This window comes from Labrys sp. HAY1-8F, assembly GCF_056754975.1.
Genome location: NZ_JBPGWZ010000001.1, coordinates 1657594 through 1672448 on the forward strand (window position 1 = coordinate 1657594; position 14855 = coordinate 1672448).

The 14855-nt window shown below is 64.5% G+C and carries 14 protein-coding genes; 10 read left to right on the forward strand and 4 right to left on the reverse strand.

The features are described from left to right. Positions 1-10: 10 nt before the first annotated feature. The 4 genes from hisD (at position 11) to ACR9ZN_RS07670 (ending at position 4384) form a co-directional block, all read left to right on the forward strand. A complete protein-coding gene (gene hisD, locus ACR9ZN_RS07655; RefSeq protein WP_441771609.1) occupies positions 11-1342 on the forward strand; it encodes a histidinol dehydrogenase in 1332 nt (443 codons plus the stop codon). Positions 1343-1345: 3 nt separating this feature from the next. After that, positions 1346-2362: a zinc-dependent alcohol dehydrogenase gene (locus tag ACR9ZN_RS07660; protein ID WP_481271823.1), complete on the forward strand. Its 1017-nt coding sequence runs from the start codon at positions 1346-1348 to the stop codon at positions 2360-2362. A gap of 69 nt (positions 2363-2431) precedes the next feature. Then, positions 2432-3178, forward strand: coding sequence for a histidine utilization repressor (hutC, locus tag ACR9ZN_RS07665; protein WP_441771607.1), 747 nt, complete (start codon positions 2432-2434; stop codon positions 3176-3178). Positions 3179-3229: 51 nt separating this feature from the next. Next, positions 3230-4384, forward strand: coding sequence for an alpha-hydroxy acid oxidase (locus tag ACR9ZN_RS07670; RefSeq protein ID WP_481271824.1), 1155 nt, complete (start codon positions 3230-3232; stop codon positions 4382-4384). Between the two features lie 73 nt (positions 4385-4457). On the opposite strand, the gene ACR9ZN_RS07675 is transcribed toward ACR9ZN_RS07670, so the two are convergent. Beyond that, positions 4458-5795, reverse strand: coding sequence for a hemolysin family protein (locus ACR9ZN_RS07675; protein ID WP_454819250.1), 1338 nt, complete (start codon positions 5793-5795; stop codon positions 4458-4460). Positions 5796-6263: 468 nt separating this feature from the next. Here ACR9ZN_RS07675 and ACR9ZN_RS07680 point away from each other — a divergent pair, with 468 nt between their 5' ends. The 4 genes from ACR9ZN_RS07680 to ACR9ZN_RS07695 all read left to right on the forward strand — a co-directional run bounded on the left by ACR9ZN_RS07680 (position 6264) and on the right by ACR9ZN_RS07695 (position 10455). Continuing rightward, positions 6264-7583: an ABC transporter substrate-binding protein gene (locus ACR9ZN_RS07680; protein ID WP_481271825.1), complete on the forward strand. Its 1320-nt coding sequence runs from the start codon at positions 6264-6266 to the stop codon at positions 7581-7583. A 243-nt stretch (positions 7584-7826) separates the two neighbouring features. Then, the gene (locus ACR9ZN_RS07685) at positions 7827-8717 is read left to right on the forward strand and encodes a carbohydrate ABC transporter permease (RefSeq protein ID WP_454816957.1); all 891 of its coding nucleotides are present in this window, start codon (positions 7827-7829) and stop codon (positions 8715-8717) included. Between the two features lie 3 nt (positions 8718-8720). Then, positions 8721-9542 (forward strand): carbohydrate ABC transporter permease, encoded by an 822-nt coding sequence (locus ACR9ZN_RS07690; protein WP_454816955.1) that lies wholly within the window; start codon positions 8721-8723, stop codon positions 9540-9542. Between the two features lie 139 nt (positions 9543-9681). Then, on the forward strand, positions 9682-10455 hold the full coding sequence (locus tag ACR9ZN_RS07695) for an SDR family NAD(P)-dependent oxidoreductase (protein WP_434959974.1): 774 nt from the start codon (positions 9682-9684) through the stop codon (positions 10453-10455). Positions 10456-10722: 267 nt separating this feature from the next. Here the strand turns inward: ACR9ZN_RS07695 and ACR9ZN_RS07700 are convergent, their stop codons facing one another. Beyond that, positions 10723-11409: an RES family NAD+ phosphorylase gene (locus ACR9ZN_RS07700; RefSeq protein WP_481271826.1), complete on the reverse strand. Its 687-nt coding sequence runs from the start codon at positions 11407-11409 to the stop codon at positions 10723-10725. Then, positions 11402-12088, reverse strand: coding sequence for a hypothetical protein (locus tag ACR9ZN_RS07705; RefSeq protein ID WP_481271827.1), 687 nt, complete (start codon positions 12086-12088; stop codon positions 11402-11404). The genes ACR9ZN_RS07700 and ACR9ZN_RS07705 overlap by 8 nt, the downstream gene beginning before the upstream one ends. 209 nt (positions 12089-12297) lie before the next feature. Between ACR9ZN_RS07705 and ACR9ZN_RS07710 the strand changes: the two genes are divergently transcribed. Further along, positions 12298-13110, forward strand: a complete 813-nt coding sequence (locus ACR9ZN_RS07710; protein WP_481271828.1) for a hypothetical protein — start codon at positions 12298-12300, stop codon at positions 13108-13110. Positions 13111-13159: 49 nt separating this feature from the next. After that, entirely contained in the window at positions 13160-13750 is a 591-nt protein-coding gene (locus ACR9ZN_RS07715) for a HutD/Ves family protein (RefSeq protein WP_454816945.1), read from the forward strand. Positions 13751-13756: 6 nt separating this feature from the next. On the opposite strand, the gene ACR9ZN_RS07720 is transcribed toward ACR9ZN_RS07715, so the two are convergent. Continuing rightward, the gene (locus tag ACR9ZN_RS07720; RefSeq protein ID WP_441771598.1) at positions 13757-14659 is read right to left on the reverse strand and encodes a LysR substrate-binding domain-containing protein; all 903 of its coding nucleotides are present in this window, start codon (positions 14657-14659) and stop codon (positions 13757-13759) included. Positions 14660-14855 lie beyond the last annotated feature (196 nt).

A 14855-nucleotide genomic window follows, 5' to 3' on the forward strand; every position in this document is an offset into this window, starting at 1 on the left:
GGACAGAACGATGACCTCAGCCCGCTTCTACGACTATGCCAGCCTCAGCGCGGAGGAGAAGGCCGCCCTGTTGCGCCGTTCGGAAACGGACATTTCCAAATTCATCGAGAAGGTCGCGCCGATCCTCGAGGCGGTCAGGACCGAGGGCGATGCCGCGCTGGCCCGCTTCGGCCGGGAACTGGACAGGGCCGAGGTGACCGAGGCCAACCTCAAAGTCACGCCGGCCGAATTCGATGCCGCCTTCAAGCAGGTCGATGGCGACGTCATCCAGGCGATCACCTTCGGCATCGACAATATCCGCCGCTTCCACGAGGAGCAGAAGCCCGAGGCCATGTGGCTGAAGGAAATCCGGCCGGGCGCCTATGCCGGCGACCGCTTCACCCCGATCCAGTCGGTCGCCCTCTATGTGCCGCGCGGCAAGGGTTCCTTCCCGTCCGTGACCATGATGACCTCGGTTCCGGCCGTGGTCGCCGGCGTTCCCAACCTTGCCATCGTCACGCCGCCGGCGCCCGACGGCTCGGTCGATGCGGCCACGCTGGTCGCCGCTAGGCTCGCGGGAGTGGAGACCGTCTACAAGGTCGGCGGGGCACAGGCGGTCGCGGCCGTCGCCTATGGCACCGAGACCGTCAAGCCGGCCCTCAAGATCGTCGGCCCCGGCAGCCCTTGGGTCGTTGCCGCCAAGCGCCTATTGTCGGGCGTCATCGATACCGGCCTGCCGGCCGGTCCCTCCGAGGTGATGATCCTGGCCGATGACACCGTGCATGGCGGCCTCGCCGCACTCGATTTGCTGATCGAGGCCGAGCACGGGCCGGATTCCTCGGCCTATCTGGTCACCCATAGCCGCCGGGTTGCCGAAGAGGCGCTCGCCGCGCTGCCCGAGCATTGGGCCCGCATGACCGAGCAGCGCGTCACCTTCTCCAAGGCCGTGCTGACGGGCAGCACCGGCGGCGTGGTGCTGACCTCATCGATCGAGGAGAGCTACCAGTTCGTCAATGACTATGCGCCCGAGCACCTGGAAATTCTGTCCGAGGAGCCCTTCATTCATCTCGGCCACATCACCGAGGCCGCTGAGATCCTGATGGGGACGCACACGCCGGTCAGCATCGCCAATTTCTCGCTCGGGCCGAATGCCGTGCTCCCGACCAGCCGCTGGGCCCGCACCTACGGTCCGCTTTCGGTGACCGATTTCGTCAAGCGTTCTTCGATCGGCTATGTCACCGCGCCGGCCTATGCGGAATTCGCCCGCCACTCCCACAAGCTGGCGCTCTATGAGGGCTTTTCCTCCCATGCCAATGCCGTCTCGCCGATCCGCGAAGCCTATCTGAAGAAGAAGGGCGGCTGAGCGATGAAGGCGGTCCGGCTGTACGATGTCAGGGACCTGCGCGTGGAGGCGGTCGAGGCCCCCTCTTCCCCGCCGCCCGGCCATGTCAATCTCGCAGTCAGGGCCGCCGGCATCTGCGGCTCGGACCTGCACAATTACCGGACCGGCCAGTGGATCACCCGCCGCCCCTCGGTTGCGGGCCACGAGTTCTGCGGCCGTGTGACAGCGATCGGTGAGGGTGTGAGCGGGTTTGCGGTCGGCGATGTCGTCGTCGCCGATTCGAGATTCTGGTGCGGAAATTGCGCCGCCTGTGCCGACCGGCGGCACAATGTCTGCGAGAATCTCGGCTTCGTCGGCGAGGCCTGCGACGGAGGCTTTGCGGATGCCGTGCAATTGCCGGCCCGGTTGCTCGTGCCGCACGCGCCTTCGCTGCCGCCGCGGATCGCCGCCATGGCCGAGCCGCTGGCAGTGGCGCTGCACGCGGTACGGCGCCTCGCCGCATCGCGCGGCGAGCCGGTCCTCGTGGTCGGCTGCGGCACGATCGGGGGATTGTGCACCCTGCTGCTCGCCCATCTGCACGATGGCCCCATACTGCTCAGCGAACCCAACGCCGCGCGCGCCGACTTGGTGTCCGCCCTGAGCGGAGGCAGGCGGATCGGCCTGGCGGCCGACGACATCGCCGCTGCGCTTGGGGAGCGGCGACTGCGTCATGCCATCGATGCGACGGGACATGCCGGGGCAATCGCCACGACGCTCGGCCTCCTCTCCGGCGCGGGGGCTCTCTGCCTCGTCGGCATCGGCCACGGCAGGCTGGACCTCGACCCCACTGAGCTGGTCGAACGCGAGATCGCCTTGATCGGCTGCCACGCCTTCGCCGACGACGAGCTCGTGCAGGCCACCTCGCTGCTGGGTCAGTTGCAAGGAGCGCTGGAACAACTCTGCGAAGTCCTGCCAGCCCTCGACGAGATCCCGGCGGCCTATGAGCGTTTGCTGGCCGGTCCAAGCGCGAAACTAAAAACCATCGTCCAGCTCACGGATTAGCAGGCCTTTATTTTCCCGATTGCATGACCCGACAGGCTTTCTCGACCCCCCCAAGCAGGAGACAGGACCATGGACGTTCTTTCCGACTCCGCCTCTCCCCTCTACGAGAAGGTCAAGGACTTCGTCCTCGGCAACATCGCCAGCGGCAAATGGGGGCGCCATGCGCGGCTGCCTTCGGAGCACGACCTCGTCGCTGCTCTCGGCGTCTCGCGCATGACCGTGCACCGGGCCTTGCGCGAGCTGACGGTGCAGGGGCATTTGCGCCGCATTCCTGGAGTCGGCACCTTCGTGGCGCCGCCTAAACCGCAATCGACGCTCATCGAGATCAGCAATATCGCCACCGAGATCAAGGCACGCGGCAGCCGCCATCGCGCCGAGGTCGTCACGCTCGAACGCATATCGCAGCCCACGCCCGAACTGATGATCGCCTTCGAATTCGAGGCGATCAAGCCGGTCGACCACTCGATCGTCATCCATTTCGAGAACGGCGTGCCGGTGCAGCTCGAAGAGCGCTATGTCAACACCGATCTGGTCAGCGGCTATCTCGACCAGGACTACACGGTTGCGGCGACCTACGAATATCTGCAGCAATCGACGCCGCTCACCGAGGTGGAGCATCTGATCAGCGCCTTGCCGGCGGGGGAGGAAACCGCGCGCCTGCTCCATATCCGCCCCGGCGACAGCTGCCTCGTCCTGCACCGCAAGACCTTCTCGGGGCCGGTTGTCGCGACCGTGAACACCTTCACCTATGTCGGCAGCCGCTATTCGCTGGGCAGCCGTTACCTTCATACAGGAGCAAAGCGTGTTCATGACTGAACGCCTGCTCGCTGTTCCTCGACACCCTCGATCCCATCACGGCGTAATTCCATGCAATTGGTGAACGTGCACGACTATCGGGAGGCGGCCCGCCGCCGCCTCCCGAAGATCTTCTTCGACTATATCGATGGCGGATCCTTCGAGGAGGATACGCTTCGGGCCAATCGCGACGATTTTGCCCGGCTGACGCTTCGCCAGAACGTACTGGTGGAGCCGCGTGAGCAGGACCTCTCCACGCATTATCTCGGCATGCGCTATCCCCTGCCCTTCATGCTGGGGCCGGTCGGCTTCCTCGGCCTCTATGCCGGCAAAGGCGAGGAGAAGGCGGCCCTGGCGGCGCATGAGGCGGGGATCGCGCTCTGCCTTTCCAACTTCTCCATCGCCTCGCTCGCCGATGTCAGGCGAGCGAGCAAGGGCGTGCTCCACTTCCAGCTCTATATGCTCGACGACCGCTCGCTTTGTGAGGAGTTCCTGGAAGGAGCCCGCGCCGCCGGCGCCGACACGCTGTTCGTGACCGTCGACACCGCGATCACCGGCATCCGGGAACGCGACGTCCGCAACGGCTTCCGTTCGCTGACGCGGGTGACGCCGGGGCTTTTCCTTGGCCTCGCTCGCAAGCCGGGCTGGCTTCTCGACGTGGCCGCGGGCGGCATGCCCAGCGTCCGGGCGATCGAGCACCGGCGCGAATTCGGGCGCGGCGCGCTCGAACAGGCCGCCAATCTCTCGCGTCACATCGACAAGACGGTGTCGTGGAAGGACATGGCCTGGCTGCGCGAGCGTTGGCAGGGCAGGCTGGTCGTCAAGGGCGTTCTCGCCCCCGAGGATGCTGAGCGGGCCAAGGCGATCGGCCTGGACGGCGTGGTGATCTCCAACCATGGCGGACGCCAGCTCGACGGCGCATCGAGTACCATCGCAGCCCTGCCCGCCATCCGCCGGGCTGTTGGTCCCGACTTCTGCCTGATGCTCGATGGCGGCATTCGCCGCGGCGCCGACATCATCAAGGCCATCGGGCTCGGCGCCGACGGTGTCATGCTGGGCCGGGCCTATACCTATGGCCTCGCCGCCGCGGGTCAGGCCGGAGTCGCCGACGTGATCGACATCCTCACCCGGGAAGTCTCGATCACGCTGGCGCTAATGGGCATCGCTTCGATCGACGAACTGAAGTCGCTCGGCACGAAGGCCGTCATTCCGGCTGATTGCCCGTAATGTGCTGCATCACTCCGTAGAGAAGGCAAGTCGCGCCTTAATCGTCGCGATCTGAGTTATGTGGCTTCCACCCTCACGGCTCGGCCCTGTCCACCCGGCGCGCCAGGAGCTTGTCGATGCGGCGGTCGTCCATGTCGATGATCTCGAACACCCAGCCGCCATAATCGAACTGCTCGCCGACATCCGGCAGGTGGCCGAGCTGCGAGAGCGCAAAGCCGGCAATGGTGTGGAAGTCGCGGTCCTGCGGCCGCGTATGCAGTTGCAGCCGGTCGAATGCGGCATAGGCCGGCATCATGCCGTCGATCAGCAGGGAGCCGTCCTGGCGCTCGACGATATCGGGCTCTTCCCCTTCGACCTCGGGCATGTCGCCCGCCATCGCCTCGAGCAGGTCCGTCTGGGTGACGATGCCTTCGAGGCCACCATATTCGTCGACGATGAGGGCAAGCCTGATCGGGGTCCGCTTGAACTGGTCGAGCACCCGGAAGATCGGCATGGCCTCATGCACGATGATCGGCTGGCGGATGGCGGCAAGCGGATCGAGCCTCTCGCCATCCAGTACCCGGTCGAGCAGGTCCTGCTTGACGATCATGCCAAGCGGCTCGTCGATATTGCCGCGCCCCACCAGGAGATGGTCGTGACGACATTCGCGGATGATGCGCAGCGTCTCCTTGGGATCGTCGTCGATATCGACCCAGTCGATCTCGCGCCGTGGGGTCATGATATCGCTGATGCGGCGCCCGCCGATGCTGAGCACGCGCACCATCACCTCCTCCTGGGCATCCTGCAGGATGCCGGCATCCTGGCTGGCCCGGACCAGCAATTTGAGTTCCTCGGGCGAATGCAGCGATTCCTCTCCGGAACCGGGCTGCAATCCACACGCCCGCAGCACCAAATTGCCGAGGCCGTTCAGCATGAGGATGGCCGGGCGCAGCAGGAACAGGAACAATCCCAGCGGCCTGACGATCCATAGCGCGGTTCCCTCGCTGCGCTGCAGGGCCAGGCTCTTGGGCGCGAGCTCGCCCAGGACGATGTGGAGAGCCGTAATGATCACGAAGGCGATGGCGACGGCAATGGCGTGCGCGCCGACGGTGGCGATCCCACCAGGCAGCCAGCCGAGCAGCGGTTCGATGAGGTGGGCAAGTGCCGGCTCGCCGATCCAGCCCAGGGCCAGGGACGAGATGGTGATGCCGAGCTGGGTTGCCGCCAGATTGGCGTCGAGATTGTCGATGGCGCGCAAAAGCGGCCGGGCATTCGTCCGCCCCGCCGCGGCAAGTTCGGCCACCCTGCTGCGGCGAACCGCGACGAGCGAGAATTCGGCCGCCACGAAAAACCCGTTGGCGGCGACGAGAGCGAAGACGGCTAGTACCCTCAACAAATCCATGACGAGAGCACCGTCGTCGGAACCGGACATCATCTCCCCTTCCGCGCCACAGGCGCGGTCCTTTCACAAAACGATCTCTCCTAGCATCGCCGCTCTGAAGCCGGGAGGCAAACCGCTCCTCGTCAAGGCTGTGCGAAACCCCGTGGAAAGGAGAAGTCACCCGCCGCCATGCGCCTGGAAATCCAGCCCCCTCCGGATGACAGCAGATCGCGCCCGCTGCCGGCAGCTTCGTTGTTGACTTAAACAATCTCCATGATAACTTTTGGAATGTTATGAAAAAATATGAGAGAAAATTACCAACACCCGGAGGAAAATAGCCTGGCCCGCTAGCAATCGCTGCCAAAACTCGCCTGTCTTGCCCGAATTTGGATGAAGCTTGCGCATTTTTCCAATGCTGCAACACGGGGACTCTTGTCTTCGCGCCAGGGACGGGCCGGCCATCGACTTTGCAGCGCATCGAGATGTCGAACACGACACCAGAAGGAGGAGGAGGAAACCATGCGAGCTCTCAAGACACTGTGCCTTGGCGCGGTGGCGGCGTTCATCGCCGGCCTGCCGGCGCAGGCCGAAACCAAGCTCACCATCGCCACCGTCAACAACAACGACATGGTGGTGATGCAGAAGCTGTCGAAGGATTTCGAAGCCAAGAATCCCGACATCAAGCTGAATTGGGTGGTGCTGGAAGAAAACACCCTGCGCCAGCGCCTGACCACCGATATCGCCACCAAGGGCGGCCAGTATGACGTCATGACCATCGGCCTGTTCGAAGCGCCAATGTGGGGCGAGCGCAACTGGCTGACGGCGTTCGATGCCGTGCCCGCCGAATACAAACTCGACGACGTGCTCAAATCGGTACGCGACGGTCTGTCCTATGACGGCAAACTCTACGCCTTGCCCTTCTATGCCGAAAGCCAGATGACCTTCTATCGCAAGGATCTGTTCGACAAGGCCGGCCTGACCATGCCCGAGCAGCCGACCTGGAAGGATATCGATGGCTTTGCCGCCAAGATCCATGATCCCGATCACGGCGTCTATGGCATCTGCCTGCGCGGCAAGCCCGGCTGGGGCGAGAATATCGGCCAGATCACGCCGGTCGCCAATTCCTATGGCGCACGCTGGTTCGACATGGAGTGGAAGCCTCAATTCGATACGCCGGCCTGGAAGGAAGGCCTGACTGCCTATGTCGATCTTTTGAAGAAATATGGCCCGCCGGGCGCCGCCTCCAACGGCTACAATGAGAATCTTGCTTTGTTCGCCAGCGGCAAATGCGGCATGTGGGTCGACGCCACCGTCTCGGCCGGCTTCCTCAACGATCCCAAGCAGAGCAGCGTTGTCGGTAAGCTCGGCTATGCCCACCCGCCCTATGGCAAGTTCAACAAGGGCAACCACTATCTGTGGTCCTGGGCGCTGGCGGTGCCGGCTTCCTCCAAAGCACCCGATGCGGCCAAGAAGTTCATCTACTGGGCCACTTCGCCCGACTATATCAAGCTGGTCGCCGATTATTCCGGCATCGTCACCGTGCCGCCCGGCACGCGCCAGTCAACCTATGACAATGCCGATTACATCAAGGCCGCCCCCTTCGCCAAGCTGACGCTGGACACCATCCAGACCGCCAACATGACGGACGCCACCCAGGAGAAGGTGCCCTATCGCGGCATCTCCTTCGTCGGCATTCCCGAGTTCCAGAGCATCGGCACCGCGGTCGGCCAGGAGTTCGCCGCCGTGATCGCCGGCAAGAAGACGGTCGACCAGGGCCTGGCGGCGGCCCAGTCGCTGACCCAGCGCGCCATGCGCCAGGCCGGCTATCCGAAGAAATAGGCCGGAACAAGCTTGCCGGGCGAACCGCCCGGCAATCCCTCAAGATGCGTTTTCTCTCCCGGAACGCATCTTCGGCGGCGCGATCCCGATCCTGCCTCAATCGGGATCGCGTCGCCAATCCCCGGGGAAGGCGGGCGAGCAAGGGCTTTTGCCCGTCCCACCCCCCAGTTTCGTCGCGTTATTGCGTTTCCGGACCACAGACCGGATCGCCAAACGCGCCAGGATCGATCCGAAAGGAGCTCCATGGCCGTCGCCCTGTTCGCTCGCCACCGCGGCGTCGGCGTCGATACGCGTCCCCTGCTGGCGCCATCCGTCCTGTTGCTGTTCTTCTGGATGATCGTGCCGCTGGCACTGACGGTCTACCTGTCGTTCCAGCGCTATAATCTGAACTATCTCGACCAGACCGGTTTTGCCGGCCTCGACAATTACCGCTATCTGCTCGAGGATCCAGGGCTGACGAACGCCATCCTCAACACCGTCATCCTGGTGGTGAGTGTGCTGGCGATTACGGTGGTGGTCGGCGTCCTCGGCGCCATCCTGCTTGATCAGCCGGTATTCGGCCGCGGACTGGCGCGCCTTTTGTGCATCGCGCCCTTCTTCATCATGCCCACGGTCGGCGCCCTGGTGTGGAAAAACCTGCTGATGCATCCGGTGAACGGGTTGTTCGCTTGGATCTCACGTTCCCTGGGCCTGCCGGTCATCGACTGGTTCAGCGACTATCCATTGCTATCGGTGATCATCATCGTGGCCTGGCAATGGATCCCGTTCGCCCTCCTGATCCTGCTGACCTCGCTGCAATCGCTCGACCGCGAGCAGATCGAAGCAGCTCGCATGGACGGCGCCAACGGGCTGCGGCTGTTCGCCCACATCATGCTGCCGCACCTCTATCGGGCCATCACCATCGTGGTGATGATCGAGACCATCTTCCTGCTCTCGATCTTCGCCGAGATCCTGGTCACCACCGCCGGCGGCCCGGGTGACGCCTCCACCACCCTGCCCTATCTGATCTACAAGACCGCCCTTCTCGATTCCGACATCGGCGGCGCCTCGGCCGGCGGCATGCTCGCCGTGGTTCTCGCCAACCTCGTCGCCATTTTCCTCATGCGCACGATTTCGCGCACGCTGGAGGATTGATCGATGGCCGTCTCACTCACCCGTCGCATCATCGTCAGCGTGCTGTGCTGGCTGTTCACTCTGGTGCTGTTCTTTCCCATCCTGTGGATGATACTCACCGCCTTCAAGACCGAGCAACAGGCCATCGCCACGCCCCCGATCCTGTTCTTCCAGCCGAGCCTGCACAATTTCGAGGAGATCCTGGAGAGCGCCGACTATCTCCACTTCTTCGCCAACAGCGTGATCATCTCGGTCGGCTCGACAGTGCTCGGCATCCTCATCGGCCTGCCGGCGGCCTACGCCCTCGCCTTCTTCCCGGGCCCCCGCGCCAAGGATCTGATGATGTGGATGCTGTCCACCAAGATGATGCCGGCGGTGGGCGTGCTCGTGCCGATCTATCTCCTGTTTCAGTGGGCGGGATTGCTGGACTCGCTCGCGGGGCTGACCGGCCTCTACACGCTGATCAACCTGCCGATCATCGTATGGATGCTCTTCACCTTCTTTCGCGACGTGCCCAAGGAGATCCTGGAAGCGGCGCGCATGGACGGCGCCGGCCCTCTCAAGCAATTCGTGTGGATGCTGCTGCCAATGACCATGCCCGGCATCGCCTCCACGGCGCTGCTGGCCATCATCCTGTCCTGGAACGAGGCGTTCTGGAGCATCAACCTCACGGTGACGCAGGCCACGCCGCTCACCGCCTTCATCGCCCGCTTCTCGAGCCCCGAGGGCCTGTTCTGGGCCAAGCTTTCCGCCGCTTCGCTGATGGCGATCGGCCCCATCCTGATCTTCGGCTGGCTCACGCAGCGCCAGCTCGTCCGAGGTCTCACCTTCGGCGCCGTCAAGTGACGGCGCTACCACTCAAGTATTTTCCTGATCGAGAAGTCGATAGATTTCTCGATCAGGAAAAACACGTCGAAACAAAGAGTTCGCGAGAAGGTCGATTGGAAGAAATCGCCCCTTCTCTCGTCTGGAGGATATTGCAGCGATGTATTTGAAGAAATTCGACCTATCCGGCCAGTCGGCCTTCATCACCGGCGGCGGCCGCGGCATTGGGCTCGCCAGCGCCGAGGCCTTGCTGGAGGCCGGCGCCAAGGTGGTGATCTCTGATCTCGACCCGGCCGTGCTCGCCAGTGGCCGGGAGGCCTTGACCGCCAAGGGCTGGACCGTCGATGCCGTCGAGCTCGACGTCACCGATGCCGATGCTGTCGGCAGGGCCGCGCGCGAGGCCAATGAACGCCATGGCGGCGTCGACATCCTGATCGCCAATGCCGGCATCGCCTGGCCAGATACCGGCGGCGAGGACATGACCGACGAGGTCTGGCGCAAGGTGATCGATGTCGACCTCAACGGCTGCTACTGGAGTTGCCGCGAATTCGGGCGGGCGATGCTGCAGCGTGGCAAGGGCTCCATCGTTACGCTGGGCTCGATGTCCGGCCTCATCTCCAACAAGCCCCAGCGCCAGGTCCACTACAATGCCGCCAAGGCCGGCGTGCACCACATGACCAAATCGCTGGCCGGCGAATGGGCGCCCCACGGCGTACGCGTCAATGCCGTGGCGCCGACCTATGTCGACACGCCGATGTCGCGCGGCGGCTTCGACAAGCCGGATCTGTTCCCGGTGTGGATGGAGATGACGCCGATGAAGCGCGTGGCGCGCGCCGACGAGATCGCTTCGGCCATCCTGTTCCTGGCCAGCGACGCCGCGAGTGCCATGACGGGTGCCGTCGTCGTCGTCGATTGCGGCTACACCATCTGGTAGCCGCTCTCGCGTCCATCGGGAGTGCAGTTCCCCAGAGCCAGAATAGAGCGCGGAAATCCTTCCCCGAAGTCGGGGAAGGTGGCACTGCGCAGCAGTGACGGAAGGGGGCGGGTGGCGCAAGCCGGTTAGATAAAGGCGAAATCGCGCCACTCACCCCCACCCGAACCGGCTTCGCCGGTCCACCCTCCCCGAAGTCGGGGAGGGATTCTCGCGTTCCACAGGGTCTTGCAGAGATGTGCGGACGGGACAGACAGCCACGCTCCGCCGTCAGGCCTTGCCCGCGACCAGTTTCACGCCGATGCGGTCGGCCAGCCCTGTCAGCTCGGTGAGGGCTTCGCCCGAGCCGAGAAGGACACGCTGCCCACCCACTGGAGCCAGGACATCGTCGGGAAGGCGATCGCCGAACAGGACGAGGGCGAGGGCGCGGTCGTCCTGCCGGGAAATCCAGCACAGGCCCTGCGCCTCGGGAAGAGCCGCATGGAAGGCCGCGGCCCAGGCACGCGTGCCGGGATAGCGGTCCTTTTCCGTATCGATGAGCTGGGTCCGGCGTACCCCGAGGCGGCGCAAGGCCGTCGCGCTGAGATCGACGAGCAGGAGATCCTGCCGTGGCTCGAGCCGGGAATGCACCTGGCCGGCAAGCCTGGCCTTGTCGAGCGTCTTCAGGCGCGCGGTGAAGGGAACATCGTGGAAGACGGTCTCCATGGCGGCGCAGTCGAGGGAGGTGCCGCCATAAAGGGTGGGGATCGGCGCACCCTCCTCGTTCTTGATCGGGCTGAAGCGGGCATTGCCGGCAAGGCCGGGATTGAACTGGGCCGGCCCATATCTGTCGAGGTGAATCCGGTGGATGACCTGGCCCTTGGGCCAGGTCATCAGTGTCGTCTTGGCGGCAAGCTGTGATGGCGATGCGGGTGTCAGCGGGCGTGCCTTGGCAAGCCTCAGCGCGCCCCTAGCCATGCAGCACGCCCTCCATTTCGTCGCGGGCCGCCGCGATGACCCGGTCGGGCTCCCTCGCCAGCAGGTCCTGAGGACGCTCCCCGCCCAGATAGCTGTTGTCGGAGGCGAACCAATAGGCCGCGCCCCAGCCATCCTTGGCCTGGCCGAAGATCTTCAGCACTTCGCCCAGCGGCCTGGCCGGCCGATAGCCGGTCGAGGGGTCCAGGCCGTAGCCGGGGAAATAGTCGATACCCTGATGGCGGATGGCGAAGATCTGCCCGTCCTTCTTCCACTTGTTAGGCTGGGCACTGGGATTGGTCGCGCTGAACCCCGCCACCTCCGCAACTTGGGCAGCAGTGAGCCATTCGCCATCTTCCAGCACGGCCTTGCGCGCCTCGGCCGTCATCCTGGCCTCGGCCAGCATATGCTGGGGCAACGGCACCTGGGGCACCAGGGCCTCGATGATCGACTGGAGGGCGGCCTTCTCGCGCCGGGCCATGATTGCGCCAACGAGCGGGGCGATGCTCTCGAACGTATGGGCGAGCACCTTCACCGCCGGAGAACTGACCTGGTCCAGCGTCACGGCGATGACCTGCGTCCCCTTGGCGCCGAGATGGCCGAGGCCGTCGCGCACCTCTTCCGGGGTCCCCGTGATGGTGGTGACCCCCGACAATGCCTTGAGTGCCTGGGCGGTCGTCATGTCGTCAGCTCCAAATCCAAATTATCATGGTTATCTATATAGCATGATAACCCATCTCATCAAGGAGACTCCGTCCAAGCAGCGGCCTTGCCCCGTCGGCATGCCACGGTTTTCCCAAAGCAGCGTTTCGGAAAATGCGAATTCCCGTCTTTGCGGCGGATCGCTAGCCTTCGAGCGTCGAAGCAGGGCCGCTTCCGGGGATTTGCCCAATGACATGGACACAGCCTATCCAGCATGAGCAATGGCAGGCGGCAGGCCACGGCGGCTTGCGCCACGTCGCCGATTGCCTGCCCGCTGGAGACCCCGACCGCGACGCCGTGCTGCTGCTCGGCAATTTCGACGGCTTCCATCGCGGCCACCAGGCCTTGCTCGATGCCGCCGAGATCATTGCCGGCGGGGACCTGCCGATCGCCGTGATGTCCTGCGAGCCCCATCCGCGCAGTTTCTTCTGCGCGGCGGATTCTCCCTTTCGCCTGACCACCCCTGCGACGAAGGCCCGTCGCTTTGGCGCCCTGGGGCTCGACTACGTCTTCTCGCCGACCTTCGATGCAGCCTTCGCCTCACTGACACCGGCGGAATTTGCCCACAGGATCCTCAAGCAGGCTCTCGGCATCAGCCACGTCGTTGCAGGCGACGACTTCCGCTTCGGCCGGTCGCGAGCCGGCGATGCCGACCTGCTCACCCATCTCGGCAGATCCCTCGGCTTCGGCGTGACCTGCGTCCCGGAAGTCTCGGCCAATGCCCAGCGCTGCTCGTCCAGCCAGGTTCGCGCCTTCCTACGGGCTGGCGACCTCCGGGCGGCCAATGCCCTGCTCGGCACGCCCTGGCTTGCCGAAATCGTCCCATCAGGCTCCCAGCTTACCCTTTCCCCCCTGCTCTGCCGGCCGCCCGCCGGCTTCTATCTGTGCAGAACCGACAGCGGCATCCGGCGTCTTCATCTGGCCGCCGATGGAGCGATCGCCTCGGATCGAGGCGCGGCGCTGGCACCGGGCCTCCTCCGCTTCCTCGATCGGCTGGCCTGACCGGCGCCGGCCGCCACCGAAATCCCTGCCCCAACGAAACTGGACCGTCATGGCCGTCGAACACCTTGCCCGCACCACCTATGCGACATTGCCCTGGAAGAACGGGCGCGGGGAAACCGACGAGATCTATCTTTCGCCGCCAGGCGGCTCGCGCGACGATTTCGAGGTGAGGATCAGCAGCGCTCCGATCCTCGAGGACGGCGCCTTCTCGAGCTTTCCCGGTGCGGAGCGGGTGATCACCCTGATCGAGGGCGAGGAATTGGAGCTCGACTTCGGGCACTCCAGGCATCGGCTCCTGCCCTTCGCGCCATTCCGCTTCGATACCGGCCTTGCCCCCATCGGCAGGCCGGTCAAAGGGCCCGTGCGGGTCTTCAACGTCATGGCCAGCCGTCAGCGCTGGCGCCACGTCGCGCAGAAGGTGCTGGCCGCCCCCAGCGACTATGAAATACCGCCCGACGATCTCGTCATCGTCTTCGCTGCCAGCGGGACATGGAGCCTGAAGCCCGTCACGCAAGCCCCCCTCCAATTGGCGACACGCGATACGGCGTTGCTGAGCGCAGAAGGACCGGCATGCCTTGCAGCCCAGCACGGCCGTGAGGCACGCGCCATTGTCCTGCAGATGAGGTCCATGGCGATTTGATATGATTCAGGCGATCGCCATCGCCCGTTTGTGCTCGGCGACCTCGGCCAGCAGCCAGTCCTGGAACAGGCTTGCGCCCTGCTTGTTGCCCACGCTTCGGCGTCGAAAGAGATAGATGCCGGCCGGATAGACATGGCGGGCGGGGAACGGGGCGACCAGCCGACCCTGCTCCAGCAGATCCTGCGCCATCATGGTGTCGGCAAGGGCAATGCCAACGCCGTTGATGGTTTCACGCATGATCAGCGTGCAATCATCCATGATGGTGCCGGATTTAGGCGGGCTGTAGGCCACGCCTTCCTGCTCGAACCAGCGCATCCATCGCGTGGTTTCGCATTCGTGTATCAGATGATGATGAATGAGATCCGCCGGCGAGCGCAGCGGCAGGGGCCCCTCCAGTAGTGACGGGGCGCAAACCGGCGTCAGCACCAGCGGGATCAGCAGCGTCAAGGCGGGACCGGCCTTGTAGTCGAACTCGTCGACGATGGCCAAGTCGAAATTGGCGCGCTTGCCCGAGGTCATCACCTCCAGATCCACGGAGGGATGCTCGCGGCGAAAGCCCGGCAGCCGGTCGGCCAGCCACAGATTGAGCACCGGGGGCACGCATAGCACCCGCACGCGATGCGCCTTGCCCTGGCGTGGGCCGTCGTGAAAGCTGACATCGTCCGTGGCCCGCCAGATCGCCTCGAAGGCCTCCGACAGGCAGCGCGCATAATAGGACCCCCGCGTCGTCAGGGTGACCTGGCGAAACCCGCGCTCGAACAGTTCCTGGCCCAGCGTGGTCTCGAGGGTGCGGATGTGGCGGCTGATGGCGGACGGGGTCAGATGCAGCTCTTCCGCCGCTTCCTTGAGGCTGCCGAGACGCGCGGCGGCCTCGAAAGCGCGCATGCCATTGAGTGAGGGGAGTGCCATGCACCGATGATGAATTGTCAGATGAGTTTTTGTCAACCGACGTGGTCGAAATTGGCGTTTGATCGCCTGCCGTCTTCAAGGATACCGAAGAAGGACCAAGTCGTCACGACAAAGCGACCACAGGGGACATCGGCACCGCACCGTCGCCAAAGGCGGTCGCGGCTCTGCGCATGCGCCAGAACTTCGGATCGAACGG